The sequence below is a fragment of the Bartonella sp. CB10SXKL genome (genome assembly GCF_042195515.1).
Taxonomy (GTDB): Bacteria; Pseudomonadota; Alphaproteobacteria; order Rhizobiales; family Rhizobiaceae; genus Bartonella.
On record NZ_JBHION010000008.1, the window covers coordinates 70757 to 88193 of the forward strand.

The following is a 17437-nucleotide window of genomic DNA, read 5'->3' on the forward strand; positions in this document are numbered from 1 at the left end:
TCTTCTGGATCGTAAAACCAGTTTGATGATTCTTTTTGTTTGTGCACAATGAATAATTTCATTGATAGCAGCACGATTAGCTTTTTCTTTCCTTAATAAAACGCGTAAAAATTGATTAGTCTACAAACAAATAAAATATTACTAATGATTACATTACCAAGCCATTATTTTTTTTGCAATGCTTACAAATTAAGGAAAAAAAAGAAGAGTGTTTTCTATTAACGTCATCTTCTTTATTTAAATTTCTATAGGGAGATAGAAGAAATTTTAAATAACAATTTGCAATTTATAAATTGTTTTTGCAGCTATTTAAAAGGAAACTGGAACTTTAAAAATGGAAGTCATTTTGTTTATTATTCAATTGAACTCTTAATAATGCGAGCTGTATATTTTTAATATACTTACAAATCTGTGTTTTAATAAACGAAAAGTATATCCGAAACAGCTGTAATTGCATGTTTTATACCTAAAGTTCATATATTCCGTATAATGCGTTACTTTATAATTTATAATGAATCATCTCGTATATTGAATAGAAAATTTGAATACAATAAGCTTCTTTTATTTCAAATTCACCTAATATAATAAAAAAACATTTACTTACATAATTCAAACGAGAGTAATATGTGGATAAAAACATTAAAAAAATAAATAGAAGTGTTTCTATAAGCTATTTTAATACAAAAGCATGAATTTTTTTCACAATTAATAAAATAATTATTACCGATTTTGTACCTTTATGAAACTATGAAAAATAAAGAAGTTAAGAAAAAGATAAGGAAATAGAAAACATGCTTTATCATTCTTAGAATGATATGTTGTTTGATAAGCCATTACGCTTCTTTAAGGTTATTGCTTAGGATATCAAAGAAAACTCGCATGCCAATTATCCCAACCTTTGAAGTACAAAGCTACAGTTGAAAGAAAAGTACTCTATGATAAGCCATTAAAACAACTGGAGAGAGAGAGAAAGTGGAAAAAATATTTTTTCCACTTTTCTTATTTGTTATTGGATTCGACCACTTGCATGAGCAAGCATAGTGTAAACTTTTCCGGTATCTGATATCAAGTACTTGCGAACTGAGTTGGAAGAGCCAGAACTGCGCGATATATCACGTAAGAGCTTTTCGAAATCTGTAACATATTGATTCACTGAACGTTTAAACCCAAAATCGCTCATATATTTTTTCTTAATCATTTCAAATATTTTTTGTCCATTTAAGGTATAAAGGCGTTCTGTTACGATGTTTTTTTGTCCACGTTGATAATGATCCCATAGCTCAACAATGGCATTGTGATTAATAGCTTGCACTATACCAGAAGCTAATGAATTAAGAGAGCAGTTTGCAGGAGATGGTTTTGTTTGCACTGATGTTAAAACATCATCACTAGGGGGAGCATCATAAAATGTTTCTTCACGTGAAGCTCTTTCTAAGAGATTTGATACCCATTTATTTGGTCTTTTTTTGCTTTGATCTTGTTGCAAGATAGGCTTAGGTGGCACAATCTTTTTAACAGACTCAGTGGAACTGTCACTTTTTTGATTAAATATTGATGATGTAGGAAATGCTGATATTAGCTGTTTTTGTACGCTCTTTTGATCATTTTGTATAACACTGACTAAATCTTGTAACGCTGTAATCTGTTCATTCAAAGCTGTGCGAATTGTTTGCGTTGTTTCTTTTGTTTTTTCTGGAAGTTTTTTTACATTTTCATTGATATCATTATTAATCTTTGAAAGCTCTAAACGAACTTCATCAGCGGAGCGACGTATATCTTCTGCTGCTTCTGAAAAACGCGTTGATGCTTCACTAACAAGCTTATTAAGTGATTGTTGGAATGAATTTGTAGAATTACGCGCATTCTTATCAGAGCGTTCAAGTGCTAAGTTGAAGATTTTTTCATAATGCCCAATCATTTGATTAATTTCATGAGACTTTGAAACAAGAGCATCGCTTAATACAGAAAGCGTATTATGTTTTTCTTCAAGTGTTGCACTAAGTGAATTTTCAGACTGCTCAAGAACATGAATAGTTTGGGAAAGTGTCTTTGCATGTTCACCAAAACTGCTCGTTATATGATTAATTTGTTCAAAGGTACTCTTTGAAAGTCCTTGCAGAATTTCAACATTAGTATTGAGCGCTTGATTTGAGGCTGACAAACGCTCTGCTACTTGGTCCGTGTTGCGGAAAAAATTATTCGTACTCTCATTAAACTGCCCATCAATATTTTGAACAGCCGATAATAAAACATTACTATTTTCGTGAAAATTGTGAATTGATTGATTCAACTGTGTTAAGATGGATGAGACATTATTAACAAGTTCTTCCTTCATAATCGTTATTGTTTGAAGTGTTTCAGAGTTGGCTTTGGTTAAGCTATTCACTAAAGATTCATTATGTGCATAAATTCTTTGTTCAGCATCTTGTGTGGAAAGAGAGAGTTGTTCACCGATATGCTGTGTTAAAGAATCAATTGATTCTGTCGTATTTTGCGCTGCTTGATTTAAGTGATTTGTAAGCTCTGTTATTTTTCCAACATGTTGTGAAATTTGTGTTGTTGTTTGATTTCCAGCATCTTCCAGACGGCTCGTGACATCAGAGAGCTGATATCCTAAATTATTTTTAAGATTTTGCATAGAGTGATGAAGAACATCACAGCGTTCATTAAGGACTTGCTCTATTGCTGTTGTTGATGTGTGAATAGTTTCATTCAATAATGCTTGTGCATTATGACTGGCTGTTGCGAAAGCTTCAACAGTATGCGCTGTTTGTTCAGACAGAACGGACAGAACTTTTTCACTGGTATCATAAACAGTTTTTTTGACATTTGATACAATGCGATTGCCTGATTCTGAGAGAATATTTTCTGCTTGTGCAGTAACATTTGTAACAGATGAAAGAATTTGTTCACTCGTAGAAGAAAGAATATCAGAAGCTTTTATAATCTTATTATGCAGGTTATCTGTAACTGTATTAACAGAGTCTTCTAAGGTTACACGCATATTGTCAACACTACTTTCCAGCGCTTGTTGAATTATCTGACTTTGCTCATTATTAAGAATGAGAGACGTTTTTAACGTGTCAGAACGTTCCTCAATAACAGATGTTTGCATATCAATGGCTTCACAGATTTGGCTGAATTTTTCAGATAATGTTTCCTCTAGCGTTGTTGTTCGTTCAAAAATTTTGTGTGCACGATCTTCTAGATCTGTATCAAATGATTCCATACGTGTTTCAAGGGTTTCAAAGAAAACACCACTCGATTGAGAAAGAGTATTCTTTAAAATTTCGGCATGGTTTTCAAGGTTTCTGATATGATCTTGAACCGTTTCAGTAATGTTTTTATTATTGGCGACAATTGCACTCTCAACTAAATCTATTTGTTGTTTCAATGCAACATCGACACGTATATCACTTTTTGCAATGAGGTTATGGATTGTTTCCATGCGTTGCTCAAGTGTGCGTGCTTGATCGGCAAGAACTTCATTGAGAGAAAAACTATTAATCGCTAAAGAGTCGCGCAGAGCATCGGCACGGATATCAATATTTCTCGCCTGTGCTTCTAAAGCATCTTGGGTTGTATTGCAGCTTTGTACAATGACATCTTGTAGCTTTTCAGTGCATTGAATGATGTTTGTAATATGATTTTCAGCTTGTTTATCAACGACTTGAACATTATCAGCCAAAACTTTTTCAATATGAGAAGTATTTTGGGACAAAACATCAATTTGATTTCTTAATGTATCCGCAATTTTATTTTTCTCGTTATCGAGCATGTCTGCCATAAGAGCTCGTTGATCAGAAAGTTGTACTTTAAAATCTTGTGAACGTTCTTGTATGATATCAACAATGGCATTGTCGACATATTGAATTTCTTCTCTCAGACTTTCTTTACTTTTATCAATTGCAGAAAGAATGGCTTCACGTCCATTTGTAAATGCATGGGTAATGTCTGCTGTTTTTTCTTGGAGGTTCTCATTTATTTTCAAGACATGAGCTTCCAAGAAGTTACCAAGTTTTTCAGCATTATCCTCTAAAGCCTGACTGCGTTCTATAAAGGAATCAATGATGGAATCACTATGTTCTTTAAGAGAAAGATCAACAGTTGCTAAACGTTGTTCAAAGGCTCCAATTGCTTGCGAGGTTACGTTATCAAATTTAGAAGAGAGTTTATGTGCTTGGTCGTCGAGCTTTAAGATCTTCTCATCAAAATTCTGTAGAGATTGATTATTACGATCAATAAGAGCTTTATCCAAGGCTTTAAACTTTTCATCGACAGCGTGCAAAGTTTGATCTGTTACTGCTTGTATATGTGTTGCAATTTTAGCAACATGTACTTCCGCTTTTTCAGCTGTTTCATTAAAGGTTTTTTCTATTTGTTTTTCATTATGATCAAATCGTTTTGCAAAACCATCAAAGTTTTTTCCTAATTCATGAAAAAATTCCGTGTTTTTCTGCTGAATTTGTGTTGTTGTTTTGTTAAATTTTTCAACAAGTTGATTTGTTACGCCATCACCGGCATAGGAAAGTTTTTCAACAAGGTCTTCACCTTGTTTTTGTAAAGTTTGAGAAAGGGTTTGTGCAAGCTTTTCAACATTGGTCACAATGTTAGAGGTAACCAAACCAAATTCATCACTCAGTTGTTCTTGGGTTCCTTTAATTGTTGATTGTACGCGATCTGCGTGATTCAAAATGGCTATGCGTTCATTACTCAATTCTTTGATTAATGTGTGAATGCGTGATTCATTCTCAGCATAGGCTTGTTCTAGATTGTGAACTTCACCTTGTATGATTGCTTCAAGTTCAACAGCACGTCCGAGGGTACGTTCAATACCTTCGTTCATTGCCGCTACTTCTTCACGAATGGTTTGCCCTATAGCAATAGCTTGTTTTTCAGATAGATGTTGTGGTTCACTAAGGCGCTGTGCAGCATTGGTCATAAGAAGCGCAATATTATGCAAGTCGTTTGAACGTTTTGTTAATTGAGCAACGCCCCAAGATATAAGGATAGGAATTGCTGTTCCGGCTGCTACAGCAAGTCCTGTTGGGGATGTAACAAAAGTGCTGATATTGGATAAGGAGCTGAGTCCGGTAGGTGCGAGCTTATGCGCAATAAAAGCTCCTCCCGTTGCCCATAAAGCACTAAGCGCTGTTGTATACCAGTAGACTCGAGAGGAAGAACGCTGCTTGAATGGTCCAAAATTTATAGGGGTTGTTATATCATCATTTGCAGGAAGAAGTTTTGTAGGCAATAATGTATTATGAACAGTTCCACCTGAAATATCAGGTGAAGGTTTTGGAGCAAAAAGCTGTTCAACAACGGATTTATCAATAACAGCTTCATCATGAATATTAGAAACAAAAGTTGACGTACCGTTTTCAGCAAAAAATTCTTCTTCTGCCATTGCAATTTTTTGAATCAGATCATCAACATTAACAACATTTTCAGAATTATTGGATGATATCGTTTCAAATCCTGTGTCATCGAAATCAAAGTTCATAGCTTTTGTGAGGGCTTCTTCAACTTCAACTTCAAATGTTTGCAATTTGGTTCTGCGTGCCATACTCGCCTCGTACTCTTACAGCCGGAAAAGGGATACGTCCTCTTCCACATAATTTCTATATACTAGCTGTTAATTATTTAGAAAGGAATATGCTTAGGGAAAAATTTTAAAAACTTATCAAGATAAAGTTAACGCAGTTTCTTATACCCTGTTTAAAAATGTTATAAAATATAGTAAAAACAATTTATTATTTAAATCTAACAAAAACAAAAATACTGTTTACAACTTGTGTTTATAAAAAGCTTTATAAGCCGGCAGTCTTTGAAATAAGGACAATTTAATAGCAGTTATATATACAGTAAGGTGCGAACGCCTCTCTTTAATACCGATAATCGTTAATAAATGTTGTTGTCCGCTTACTTTTATTGATTCTAAACGAAGCAGTTTCATCATCACATATAGTCTGTAATAGCTTAGGACGTATAAAAGTATGCCTTTGAATTGTAAGCTCATAAAAAAGTAAACGTGGAAAAATTTTTAATTTAGTATAGCTTTTCGTAAGCTGTACTTTATTATTGCCTTAAAGAGCCGTTTTTTCTCTAATTTCAGTTGTTTGTTGCTGAATTTTGAAGCTTCTACGTTGACAATTGGATATTTTTCAGTCGATATGCATGCACGAATATTTTATGCAATCTAGATAAAGGTGTAAGAATAATGGCAGAGCGATCACAACACCTACAAGATGTGTTTTTAAATACGGTGCGTAAGCAAAAAATTTCCCTTACAATTTTTCTTGTCAATGGCGTTAAACTCACGGGTATTGTAACTTCATTTGATAATTTTTGTGTTCTTTTACGCCGAGATGGACACGCGCAATTGGTTTATAAGCATGCTATTTCTACGATTATGCCTGGGCAGCCTGTACAGATGTTTGAGGGTGAAAGTCCTGAGTAAACATATCATTTTAAGATAGACCTCTTATCCCATTTTAAAAGTACTTAGATTGCTATGATAAATGAAAATGAGAGATTAGGAGGGGTATTTGCGCAGAACACAGGACAGGTGCGCGCACTTGTTTTGATACCGTTTTTTCAAGAAAATAGAAGTGAAAGCTCTTTGAGAGAGTGTTCTGTATCTTCTCGTGTTAAAGAGTCATTAGGGTTAGCGCGTGCTATAGGGTTAGAAGTTGTTAATTATGAAACGATTAATATTGCAACGCCTCGCTCTGCGACTCTCTTTGGAAAAGGTAAAGTAGATGCGTTAACCTGTTATATAGATGAATATTCTATTGAGCTTGCGATTGTAGATCACTTTTTAACGCCAGTACAGCAGCGTAATTTAGAAAAATTATGGAATTGTAAAGTTATCGATAGAACGGCTTTGATTCTTGAAATTTTTGGGGATCGTGCACGAACAAAAGAAGGAGTTTTGCAAGTAGAGTTAGCGCGTTTGTCCTATCAAAAAGGGAGGCTTGTGCGTAGTTGGACACACTTGGAAAGGCAACGGGGGGGGCGTGGCTTCCTAGGTGGACCTGGTGAGACGCAAATTGAAGCAGACAGGCGTCTTTTACAAGAGAAAATTATTCGTATTCGCCGCGAATTAGAAACGGTTATTAAAACACGTGCACTTCATAGAGCAAAAAGGAAAAAAACATCTTATCCTGTTGTGGCACTGGTAGGATATACGAATACAGGAAAGTCAACTCTCTTTAACCGTTTAAGCGGTGCAGATGTTTTAGCAAAAAATATGTTATTTGCAACGCTTGATCCGACTTTGCGCAAAGTTGTCCTTCCCCATGGAAAAACTATTCTTTTGTCTGATACTGTAGGGTTTATTTCTAATTTGCCAACAAATTTGATTGCAGCTTTTAGAGCAACCCTTGAAGAAGTGGTTGAAGCGGATCTCATTCTTCATGTAAGAGATATGTCAGATCTTGATCATCGAGCACATGCTCAAGATGTTTTAGAAGTGCTTTCAAGTCTCGATATCGATATTGATGATATGGAGCATATCATAGAAGTTTGGAACAAGATTGATATGTTGGATGGGCAAGCATTGAGTGTTTTACAAACAAGCGCAAAAACACGATTAAATCCTGCTCTCATGGTATCAGCACTTAAAGGGGATGGACTTGATCAATTATTAAGAGCCATTGAAGTGCGAATTTTTGGAGAGGTGCAAAGCATTGAATATCTTTTACAGCCTCATGAAATGTCGCTTATCGATTGGTTTTATGAAAACTCTGCGGAAATAGTGCAAGAAGGACATGATGATGGGTCTATTACCATTAGAGCCGTTATTACTTCTGAAGCAAAAAAGCAATTAGAGAATATCAAAAAAAATATGAATTAAGTTCTTTAAAGCTATTGTTGAACATTTATGCTTAAATTTTATGTTTTTCTTATCTCAAAATAATATGACAGCAAATTAAGAGGATAGTTACTACTTTCTCTTAATAAAACAATATGAAGAAGTATTTTGCTGGTTAAAATAAAGATGAGTCTTAAGTGTAATAAAAGACTATTCGTACGTACCGTATGGCGAAGCATTTTGATTGTTTTGCTATTACAAATGCTATGTGTATCTTTGATTTGGTTGTATTATTTTGTCCAGCCCCGTGGTTACCAAGCAACTTTAGTATTTTCATTATCTGATTCTGTAGGAAAACCATTACCAATTAAAAAGCAAGACGATGTTATCGCTTTTTTGTTTTCACAGCCTATGTTCTTCAATGATTCGAATTTTTCTTTAAGTGCTTCTTATAAGAAAAAAAATCATGAAAATATCCATTTATCGCGTCATGGTGATTTTATCGATCTTACTTTTGAAGCCGAGACACTTGAAGCAGCTCAACGTGGGTTGGAAACTTGGTTTTCCGCATTTTCACAAGCAATCATAAAACAGAAACAATTTTTGTTAAATGATAAATTAGAAGACAAACAATATGATAATACTGCAATCGTTAATATCGTGCAGGAATTTCGTAAATCTGTTGATTCTTTTATTCAGCATGGTGTAAAACAAACAGAGCTTCATGATCTTTCGATGCAATTAACGCAAGCAACTTTAAAGCGTATTCATTTAACAAGTTTGAATTCAACAATTAATATGATGCGTGAAAATGGGCAGTCTTTACTGTCTTTATCGTTTATTGCAGGCAATTCAGCAATTGTTTCTCTGGAATCTAAACGTGACCTCTTGGAAACACAAAGAGCACATATGGCTGCGCAATTGGGGTGGACACATCCTCAAATTAAAGCGATGACTGCAGAATTAGAGACAGTTTCTCATCAATTAAAAAATAAAATTTTACAAATCGTTTATCAAGTTCATTCAGATGAGGTTATTGCAACGGAATTAGAAAAACAGCTCAAAAAAAGAATGAACTTTTTTGTAAAAGATCAATCCCAATCTTTGAATGAAATATTTAACGAGTTTGAAAATAAAATAAAAGCAGCAGTCGATGCACAAAATGAAGCGATGAGCAAGTCTGCTCAACGAAGAGAAAAAATTATTGATTCATATCGGAGATTGAGTGATGATCCTCTTCTCTTACAAAATACAAATATCCACGTGGTTATGCCAACAACGTTAGCACCAATTTCTTTTATGGCTCTTTATGGAAAAAATATTCTTGTGAGTGCATTGGCCAGCTTCCTTACTCTTTTGCTAGGAATATTGTTATTTTATCCGTGCTTTAAAAGCAAAAAAGACCAACTCTCAGAAGAGGATTTGAGATCAAAAGAAAATGCTCTTAAGAAGAATGAGAGTATTTTAGTCTCTCAAGAAATGAAAAATTTTGAAGCTTTTATTACGATAGAGGGATTATCTGATGTTTTGAAATGGCGTGCTTCAACCATTGTTTCAATCATTGGACCAGAGGCTGCACGGACAGCGGCAAAGCTTTCACTTCATCTCACAAAAGAGAATAAAACAATTTTGTTGGTCGATATTTCTGGTCAACAAATAGAGAAAGTCATTGGCCCACATCGCGGACTGAGTGATATTTTAACAGGCAATGCCAAGTTGCATGATGTTATTTACCGTGATTATGATACGGGGGTTGATATTCTTCCTCAGGGGTTAACAAGTGCTATTTCTGCACAAGATTTTTCAAATGATATTTCTCATATATTACAAGAATTTAAAAAAGAATATGATTTTATCATCCTAGAGATGGCAAGTGAACCAAAATATGGATTTGAGCAATTTGCAGAGCTAACAGACTATTATATTTGTAATACTGTTCTTAATGAACAAGAATGGATGATGCGGATGGTAGACAGCTTTCCAAAGACTGTTTATCGCATTGTTGCATCATAAGCTTCGTAAAAAAAGAAATATGTATCGCATGTTATAGTGGTATGCTTGTTTTTTGCTAAAGTTGTAGTACATACTAAAATAGACAAAGAGTTAATGTTTAAATTTTAAAATGCATTTTAGTTGGAGAGAAGCGTGGGGCAATCAGAGATGGCAGTAAAGAGATTAAACAATAGCATTTTAACACCTGTGCAAAAGAAAAATAGAAAACAAATACAGGTGTGGCTTTACTCTATTTTATTGCTTTGTTTGGCAATTGTCTTAGTGGGTGGCGCTACTCGTTTGACGGGATCAGGATTATCTATAACGGAATGGAAGCCAATACATGGCGTTATTCCACCGATTGGTGCGGATCAATGGCAAGAGGAATTTTTAAAATATCAACAGATAGCACAGTATAAGCTGCTTAATCCTGATATGACTTTAAGTGCTTTTAAGGTCATTTTTTGGTGGGAATGGGCGCATCGTTTTCTTGGGCGTCTTGTTGGTCTTGTTGCTTTATTGGGGCTCATTTGGTTTTGGGCGACTAAGCGTGTTGAAAAAAATATCTTACTTCCGCTTATTGTCGTGCCTATTCTTATCGCCTTTCAAGGCTTTATTGGTTGGTGGATGGTTGCTTCAGGGATTGGGCAAAGTAATTTAACAAGTGTGAGCCAATATCGTTTGGCATTTCATCTTATAACGGCATGTTTTGTTATTGTTTTTGTTACTTATTTATCTCGAGGACTTGCAGAATACTCAGAAAAGCCAGCAAATCAAAAGGTGCAATATTTTGCGGCTTGGCTTGTTATTCTCGTCTTGATAGAGATTTATTTCGGAGCTTTGGTTGCAGGGCTTCATGCTGGAAAAGTCTATAATACATGGCCGCTTATGGATGGGCAGATTATTCCTGATGGATTGTTGCAGCATCATCCTGTTTGGCTCAATTTATTCGAAAATTCCTTAATGGTTCAATTTATTCATCGGTTTTTTTCTTATTTTTTATTTATTGTCTCAGTTGTTCATGCTTTCTATGTACAAAAAAATGTTCCACATTCAACCCATTCTCGTCGTGCATTTCTTATCTGTGTTATGATTATTATCCAAGCACTCTTGGGTATCTTAACACTGTTACATGAGGTTCCGATAAGTTTAGGGCTCATTCATCAAAGTATGGCACTAGCAGTGTTATGTTTTGCGGTTGCGCACTGGCGAGCAACAAAAGGGGCATATCGCGTTGTTGAATAAAAGTTTGTGTTTAAGGAGGTTTAGTCGCTTGAAAGCATTAAATCGAGGTTTTGTATAGCCGCAGCTGATGCGCCTTTTCCTAAATTATCGAATATGGCGCTGAGATTAAAAATACCTTCACGATCATTTCCAAATACGAACAGTTTCATATCATCTTTATTGGCTAAACACTCTGGATTAAGTCTTTGAAGTGAAGCAGTTTCTTCTTGTGATGCAACTAAAATGGTATTTTGTCCATCGTAATGGTTTGCGAGAATTTCGCGCAAATCAGAACAGTTTGCTGATTTTGTGAATAAATGGCGGTGCAGAGGAAGATTCACAATCATTCCCTGAGAAAAACGACCCACACTTGGTATAAAAAGTGGGGTTTGATTGATTTGTCCATAGATTTTGATTTCTGGCACATGTTTGTGTTCAAGATTAAGACCATAGATAAAATAATTGTCCTGAATATTTTGTTGAGATTGATTTTCCATTTGTAAAATCAACTGTTTCCCACCACCAGTATAGCCGGAGATTGCATTAATCGAGATGGGATAATAGGCGTCTAGTAGTCCTGCTTCACGGAGGGGGCGAATCAAACTAATGGCCCCGGTAGGGTAGCATCCGGGATTGGTTACATAATGTGCAGCTTGGATGCGCTTTCTTTGTCCTGCTGTCATTTCAGGAAAACCGTAAACCCAGTCTGGTGCAACACGGTGGGCTGTCGAGCTATCAATAATCCTAATGTTTTTATTTTTTTTAAGCCAATGAACTGTTTCGCGTGCAGCATCATCTGGAAGACACAAAATAGCAATATCGGCTTGATTAAGATAGTCTTGTCGCAGATGAACATTATGGCGATCTTTATGAGCTAGAGAGAGTAGTTTTAAATCTGTACGCCTTTCTAAGCGTTTTTGTATTTGTAGTCCGGTTGTGCCATGTTCACCATCAATAAAAACTTTGGTTAGCATTCTTATTTGCCTTCGTATTAACTTTGCCTATTATATTCAGCTTTTCACATTATAAATTATTTCTAATCATTAAATTATTGAATTTCTTTAGATTATAGATATTTTTTGTAAAAGGTGTAAACAAATTAAGAGTGTAAAAAAAAGAAATGTAATCTCATTTTTTACCATTCTTGAGAGGGAAGTTTTTCGCTGTTTTTATAACAAAGAATAAGATAAATATTTGCTTCATTATTTTTGAGTGTAAGTAGTTTAAAATGTTTGGTTTGCATGGTTTGCTGTGTTATCGTTTCTTGACTTTATTTTTTTATGTTAGGAATGTGTTTTATGACTCAGCAAGAAAATGACGCACAAAAGCGCTTTTTTAATGATAGTTTACAAACTGTTGATGGTGCAATTTTTGATGCAATTAGAGGGGAGTTTGAGCGTCAACAACATGAAATTGAACTGATTGCTTCAGAGAACATTGTTTCAAGAGCGGTTCTTGAAGCGCAGGGGTCTGTTTTAACTAATAAGTATGCAGAAGGTTATCCAAGAAACCGCTACTATGGTGGATGTCAATTTGTTGATGTCGTTGAAGATTTAGCCATTGAAAGGGCAAAACAGCTTTTCGGTGCTGCTTTTGCGAATGTACAGCCTAATTCTGGTAGCCAAATGAATCAAGCTGTCTTTTTAGCTTTACTGAAGCCTAATGACACATTTATGGGATTAGATTTAAATGCTGGTGGTCACCTTACGCATGGTTCATCTGTTAATATGTCAGGAAAATGGTTTGATGTTGTTTCCTATGGTGTACGTAGAGAAGATCAGATTATTGATATGGATGAAGTTGAGCAGCTGGCAAAAGAGCGTAAGCCCAAACTTATTATAGCGGGTGGCTCATCTTATCCACGGCTATGGGACTGGAAGCGATTCCGTGAAATTGCAGATGAGATTGGTGCTCATCTACTTGTTGATATGTCTCATATTGCTGGTCTTGTTGCTGGTGGCGTGCATCCTTCACCTGTTCCACATGCGCATATTGTAACAACAACAACACATAAGTCGCTTCGAGGTCCTCGTGGTGGTTTAATATTGACAAATGATGAGGCTTTATCCAAAAAAATTAATTCTGCAATTTTTCCTGGTCTTCAGGGTGGTCCTTTAATGCATGTGATTGCCGCAAAGGCTGTTGCGTTTGAGGAGGCTTTGCGTCCCTCTTTCAAGAGCTACAGTGCCAATGTTGTCGCTAATGCGAAAACTTTAGCAAAAACATTACAGAGTAATGGTTTTAATATTGTTTCTGGTGGTACAGATAATCATTTGTTGTTGGTTGATTTACGTTCCAAAAATCTAACAGGTAAACGTGCTGAATTGGCTTTGGGACGCGCTCATATTACCTGCAATAAAAATAGTATTCCTTTTGATTCTGAAACGCCATCTATAACATCGGGAATTCGTTTGGGATCACCTGCTACCACAACGCGTGGTTTTTTAGAAAAAGAGTTTATTCAAGTTGGTCATCTGATTTCAGAAGTTCTTGATGGTCTTCGGAGCGCAAAAAGTGATGAAGATAATCATGCTGTTGAAATGGCTGTTGAGAAAAAGGTAAAAGATATAACGAATCAATTTCCTCTTTACTCTTATCTTAGCACTCGTTAAGGATACAAAGGATGCGCTGTCCTTACTGCCAATATGAGGATACACAGGTTAAAGACTCACGTCCAGCAGAAGAGGGGGCAGTGATTCGCCGCCGTCGTGTGTGTTCCGTTTGTGGTGGTCGTTTTACAACTTTTGAACGTGTTCAGTTGCGCGAGCTCTTGGTTGCTAAAAAAAGTGGACGATGTGAACCCTTCGATCGTGATAAGTTAATGCGATCAGTTGATGTGGCTGTACGTAAGCGCAATATTGATCCTGATCATATTGAACGAGCAATTTCTGGCATTGTACGTCAGCTTGAAAGTTTGGGAGAACCAGAGATTTCTTCAGAAAAAATTGGACGTCTTGTGATGGAAGCATTGAAGAGAATTGATGATATTGCTTATATTCGTTTTGCTTCTGTGTATCGAGATTTTCGTAATGCAAGCGATTTTCACGATGTTATAGATGAATTGTCAAAGGGTATCGCGGATACAGAATCTCGTTTTGATGAATAAAAAAGTGCAAGATGAACGGTTTATGGCTGCAGCTATTCGTTTAGCAGAACGTCATGTCGGTCTTACAGGTGGGAATCCTTCTGTTGGTACGTTAATTGTGCAAAACGATAATGGTGCGGGAGCTTTTATTGTTGGCTATGGCGTAACAGCTATTCATGGGAGTCCTCATGCGGAAGTGCAAGCTTTACACATGGCAGGTTCTTTGGCTCAAGGAGCGACTGCTTACGTTACTTTAGAACCTTGTGCGCATTATGGAAAAACTTCGCCATGTGTGAATGCACTTATTGATTCAGGTGTTTCTCGAGTTGTTGTTGCGCTGACTGATTGTGACAAGCGTGTTGATGGTCATGGTATTGCTCTTTTACGAGCGGCGGGTATTGAAGTGGTTGAGGGCATTTTAGCTGAAGAGGCTTTTGAATCCTTATGGACGCATTGGTGCATAAGGAAGATACAACGCTGTGCGGTTACTTTTAAAATGGCAATTTCTGCCGATAATGGTGTTGGAAAAAGAGAGAAGGGCAGCGTAAAAATTAGTGGAACACTTTCTCATGCCCATACGCATATTCTACGTGCTCAAAATAATGCTATCCTCGTTGGTATTGGTACTATATTAGCAGATGATCCACAACTCAATTGCCGCTTGCCAGGGATGGAGATGCGCTCACCAATTCGTATTATTTTGGATGCAGATTTATCTATCCCCCTTGATGCAAAAGTTGTCCAAACAGCCATAAAAATTCCTACATGGGTTATTTGTGATGTGGATCTTTCAAAGAAAAGCAAAAAAAATGCATTGGAGCAATATGGTGTGTCTGTTTATTCGGTCGAGATGAACAATGGTTGTGTAGAACCCTTTGCTCTTTTACAGATGCTTTATAAACATGGGATTAATAGTGTTTTATTGGAAGGGGGCGTCAAGACAGGGGAAAAATTTTTGAATGCTGGTTGTGTTGATCATTTGATATGTTTTCATACCCCCATTGTTTTAGGCAAAAATCGTATTGAAGCCCCTCATTTTGGAAATTATCTCTCGCAGTTTCATGAGATTGAGACAAGAATGTTTGGAAATGACCGTTTTTATAAATGGAGACGTAAGACATTATGTTCACAGGAATTATAACGGATATTGGTTGTGTTGAAGATGTTCAACCTTTAAAGCAGGGGATGCGTTTAAAGATTTCTACCCGCTATGCTATAGAAAGCTTAGCAATTGGCGCGTCAATTGCTTGTTCAGGAATTTGTCTGACAATTGTAGAACGAGGATTAAAACAAGAAGATTCCAATTGGTTTGTTGTCGAGGCGTGGGAAGAAACATTACGTTTAACGAATCTTGCACAATGGATAAAAGGAACTTTTGTTAATTTGGAACGTTCGCTTCGATTGGGTGATGAAATGGGAGGACATTTGGTTTCTGGTCATATTGATGGTTTGGCTGAAATCATTGATCAAAAAAATGAAGGGGATGCAATTCGTTTTTATTTAAAAGTTTCAAGACAATTTATGCCTTTCATTGTTAATAAGGGATCTATTGCTCTTAATGGGACATCTTTAACTGTTAATGGTGTTGAGGACTGTGTTTTTGATGTTCTTATTATTCGCCATACACTCGAAATGACAACGTGGGGACAAGCTAAAATTGGAGATCGGGTCAATTTGGAAATTGATCAACTTGCTCGTTATGCTGCAAAAACTTTAGCTTTAAAAAGAGAAGATGAATAAGCCAAAACTTTCTTGATCGTTTTCAGAATTTTATGCTTTATAACCCTGATTTTTTTGATTCGTTTTTTGTGGAATTCCATTATGATGAAAGAGATACGTAAAAAGCCTCACGTATTGATTGTTGAAGCACGTTTTTATGAGGGGATTTCTGATGCGCTTTTGAGAGGTGCAGTGAATACTTTGCAAAAAGCTGAAGCAAGTTATGATGTTGTAACGGTTCCTGGAGCATTAGAAATACCAAGTGCAATAGCTTTTGCTGAAAAAAATAAGATATCGTATGATGGTTATGTTGCTCTTGGTTGTGTTATTCGGGGTGAAACATATCACTTTGAAATTGTTGCTAATGATTCTTGTCGTGCATTGATGGATTTAACTGTTCATCAGCACTTGGCTATTGGAAATGGTATTTTGACTGTTGAAAATGAAGAACAAGCATGGGTGCGTGCAAAACTAGATGATAAAAATAAAGGTGGTTTTGCGGCTGAAGCTGCTTTATGTATGATCGCTCTAAAAAAGAGATTTGGAGATAATCGTTAAATATGGCTGATATAAAAAGCAGACATTTTCCGCGTTCAGCCAATAAACGTGGAGCAGCAAGACTCGCTGCAGTTCAAGCACTCTATCAAATGGATATCGTGGGTTCGGGGGTGTTGGAAACGGCAGCTGAGTATGAGGCTTATCGCTTGGGAAAAGATATTGATGGAGAGCAGTATCTTGAAGCTGATTTTCAATGGTTTTTGGCGATTATAACGGGTGTTGTAAAAGATCAAAAGCAGCTTGATCCTCTGCTTCATCAACAGCTTTCAGCAGAGTGGTCTCTTTCACGTCTTGATTCTATATTGCGAGCAATTTTACGAGCAGGTTTATGGGAGTTGATCAACCGTAAAGATGTCCCCGTTGCGGTTGTCATGAATGAATATGTTGACATAGCAAAGGCGTTTTTTGAAGGTGATGAACCAAAACTTGTTAATGCAGTTCTCGACAGTATGGCAAAAAAAGTTCGCCTCTAAGAGCTACAAATTCCCCTATTATAGGTCTGATAGTATCAGACCTATAATATTGAAACGGTATGTAGACTATATGATTTAGTTATGGCGTGGCAAATTCGCAGGGCCTTTTATAATTTGAATTAAGAAAGGATGTTCTTTTGTTACAGTTGGCGTTGTTTGTGTAATAAAATCAAACACTTGACCGTCTTGTAATCCGTAATTTGCAACTTTTGCAACCTGATTATTTTTATTGAAGTAAATGGCTAAAACTTTGCGATCAATAATCTTTGTTTTCATAAACTGCATCCCACGATAACGTGTCTGTGAGATGTAATAAAAAACTTCATTATCATATTTTGTTTTTAATGAAGGGGTCCCTAAAGTTAAAAGAACTTGCTCTTGACTTGAGCCAATAGAGATAGAACTTAAAGCATTTTTATCAAGAACATAGCCCTCTCTATAAATTTGGCTCGAACCTGAAGAATCAAGAAGACTACACCCAGCAAGCATTCCTATGCTTGCTATTGATAGACCAATTAATAATTTACGTTTGATTAAGGCTATTATGTGAGGCATTTGAAACAATGATAT

The 17437-nt window shown here is 36.1% G+C and carries 13 protein-coding genes; 10 read left to right on the forward strand and 3 right to left on the reverse strand.

All coding sequences use genetic code 11. From position 1 onward, the window contains the following. Positions 1-1006 precede the first annotated feature (1006 nt). Complete coding sequence (locus ACFIK3_RS05625) at positions 1007-5566, reverse strand: hypothetical protein (protein WP_375676365.1); 4560 nt, start codon at positions 5564-5566, stop codon at positions 1007-1009. A 654-nt stretch (positions 5567-6220) separates the two neighbouring features. On the opposite strand from ACFIK3_RS05625, the gene hfq reads away from it, so the two are divergent. From hfq to ACFIK3_RS05645, 4 genes are all read left to right on the forward strand, one after another. Next, positions 6221-6460, forward strand: coding sequence for an RNA chaperone Hfq (hfq, locus tag ACFIK3_RS05630; RefSeq protein WP_005773461.1), 240 nt, complete (start codon positions 6221-6223; stop codon positions 6458-6460). A gap of 54 nt (positions 6461-6514) precedes the next feature. Beyond that, positions 6515-7858, forward strand: coding sequence for a GTPase HflX (gene hflX, locus ACFIK3_RS05635; RefSeq protein WP_375676366.1), 1344 nt, complete (start codon positions 6515-6517; stop codon positions 7856-7858). 144 nt (positions 7859-8002) lie between these two features. Next, positions 8003-9829, forward strand: a complete 1827-nt coding sequence (locus ACFIK3_RS05640) for a hypothetical protein (RefSeq protein WP_273791389.1) — start codon at positions 8003-8005, stop codon at positions 9827-9829. Between the two features lie 147 nt (positions 9830-9976). Beyond that, positions 9977-11053 (forward strand): COX15/CtaA family protein, encoded by a 1077-nt coding sequence (locus tag ACFIK3_RS05645; protein WP_375637481.1) that lies wholly within the window; start codon positions 9977-9979, stop codon positions 11051-11053. A gap of 20 nt (positions 11054-11073) precedes the next feature. Here ACFIK3_RS05645 and argC read toward each other — a convergent pair whose 3' ends face one another. Further along, positions 11074-12006 (reverse strand): N-acetyl-gamma-glutamyl-phosphate reductase, encoded by a 933-nt coding sequence (argC, locus tag ACFIK3_RS05650; protein ID WP_273791387.1) that lies wholly within the window; start codon positions 12004-12006, stop codon positions 11074-11076. Positions 12007-12330: 324 nt separating this feature from the next. On the opposite strand from argC, the gene glyA reads away from it, so the two are divergent. The 6 genes from glyA to nusB all read left to right on the forward strand — a co-directional run bounded on the left by glyA (position 12331) and on the right by nusB (position 16867). Next, positions 12331-13644 (forward strand): serine hydroxymethyltransferase, encoded by a 1314-nt coding sequence (gene glyA, locus ACFIK3_RS05655; RefSeq protein ID WP_375660610.1) that lies wholly within the window; start codon positions 12331-12333, stop codon positions 13642-13644. A gap of 11 nt (positions 13645-13655) precedes the next feature. After that, entirely contained in the window at positions 13656-14138 is a 483-nt protein-coding gene (gene nrdR / locus ACFIK3_RS05660; RefSeq protein ID WP_273791385.1) for a transcriptional regulator NrdR, read from the forward strand. Then, the gene (gene ribD, locus ACFIK3_RS05665) at positions 14131-15258 is read left to right on the forward strand and encodes a bifunctional diaminohydroxyphosphoribosylaminopyrimidine deaminase/5-amino-6-(5-phosphoribosylamino)uracil reductase RibD (protein WP_273791384.1); all 1128 of its coding nucleotides are present in this window, start codon (positions 14131-14133) and stop codon (positions 15256-15258) included. The genes nrdR and ribD overlap by 8 nt, the downstream gene beginning before the upstream one ends. Continuing rightward, a complete protein-coding gene (locus tag ACFIK3_RS05670) occupies positions 15240-15857 on the forward strand; it encodes a riboflavin synthase (RefSeq protein WP_375676367.1) in 618 nt (205 codons plus the stop codon). Before ribD ends, ACFIK3_RS05670 begins: the two co-directional genes overlap by 19 nt. Before the next feature lie 81 nt (positions 15858-15938). After that, on the forward strand, positions 15939-16394 hold the full coding sequence (locus ACFIK3_RS05675; protein ID WP_273791382.1) for a 6,7-dimethyl-8-ribityllumazine synthase: 456 nt from the start codon (positions 15939-15941) through the stop codon (positions 16392-16394). A gap of 2 nt (positions 16395-16396) precedes the next feature. Continuing rightward, positions 16397-16867, forward strand: a complete 471-nt coding sequence (nusB, locus tag ACFIK3_RS05680) for a transcription antitermination factor NusB (RefSeq protein WP_273791381.1) — start codon at positions 16397-16399, stop codon at positions 16865-16867. Between the two features lie 75 nt (positions 16868-16942). On the opposite strand, the gene ACFIK3_RS05685 is transcribed toward nusB, so the two are convergent. After that, positions 16943-17422, reverse strand: coding sequence for an outer membrane protein assembly factor BamE (locus tag ACFIK3_RS05685; protein ID WP_273791401.1), 480 nt, complete (start codon positions 17420-17422; stop codon positions 16943-16945). Positions 17423-17437: the final 15 nt, after the last annotated feature.

What these genes read in the sequence shown, in the direction of transcription:
- ACFIK3_RS05625 (WP_375676365.1), bottom strand. Translation starts at nt 5,566, where the DNA reads ATGGCACGCAGAACCAAATTGCAAACATTTGAAGTTGAAGTTGAAGAA.
- hfq (WP_005773461.1), top strand. Translation starts at nt 6,221, where the DNA reads ATGGCAGAGCGATCACAACACCTACAAGATGTGTTTTTAAATACGGTG.
- hflX (WP_375676366.1), top strand. Translation starts at nt 6,515, where the DNA reads ATGATAAATGAAAATGAGAGATTAGGAGGGGTATTTGCGCAGAACACA.
- ACFIK3_RS05640 (WP_273791389.1), top strand. Translation starts at nt 8,003, where the DNA reads ATGAGTCTTAAGTGTAATAAAAGACTATTCGTACGTACCGTATGGCGA.
- ACFIK3_RS05645 (WP_375637481.1), top strand. Translation starts at nt 9,977, where the DNA reads ATGGCAGTAAAGAGATTAAACAATAGCATTTTAACACCTGTGCAAAAG.
- argC (WP_273791387.1), bottom strand. Translation starts at nt 12,006, where the DNA reads ATGCTAACCAAAGTTTTTATTGATGGTGAACATGGCACAACCGGACTA.
- glyA (WP_375660610.1), top strand. Translation starts at nt 12,331, where the DNA reads ATGACTCAGCAAGAAAATGACGCACAAAAGCGCTTTTTTAATGATAGT.
- nrdR (WP_273791385.1), top strand. Translation starts at nt 13,656, where the DNA reads ATGCGCTGTCCTTACTGCCAATATGAGGATACACAGGTTAAAGACTCA.
- ribD (WP_273791384.1), top strand. Translation starts at nt 14,131, where the DNA reads ATGAATAAAAAAGTGCAAGATGAACGGTTTATGGCTGCAGCTATTCGT.
- ACFIK3_RS05670 (WP_375676367.1), top strand. Translation starts at nt 15,240, where the DNA reads ATGTTCACAGGAATTATAACGGATATTGGTTGTGTTGAAGATGTTCAA.
- ACFIK3_RS05675 (WP_273791382.1), top strand. Translation starts at nt 15,939, where the DNA reads ATGATGAAAGAGATACGTAAAAAGCCTCACGTATTGATTGTTGAAGCA.
- nusB (WP_273791381.1), top strand. Translation starts at nt 16,397, where the DNA reads ATGGCTGATATAAAAAGCAGACATTTTCCGCGTTCAGCCAATAAACGT.
- ACFIK3_RS05685 (WP_273791401.1), bottom strand. Translation starts at nt 17,422, where the DNA reads ATGCCTCACATAATAGCCTTAATCAAACGTAAATTATTAATTGGTCTA.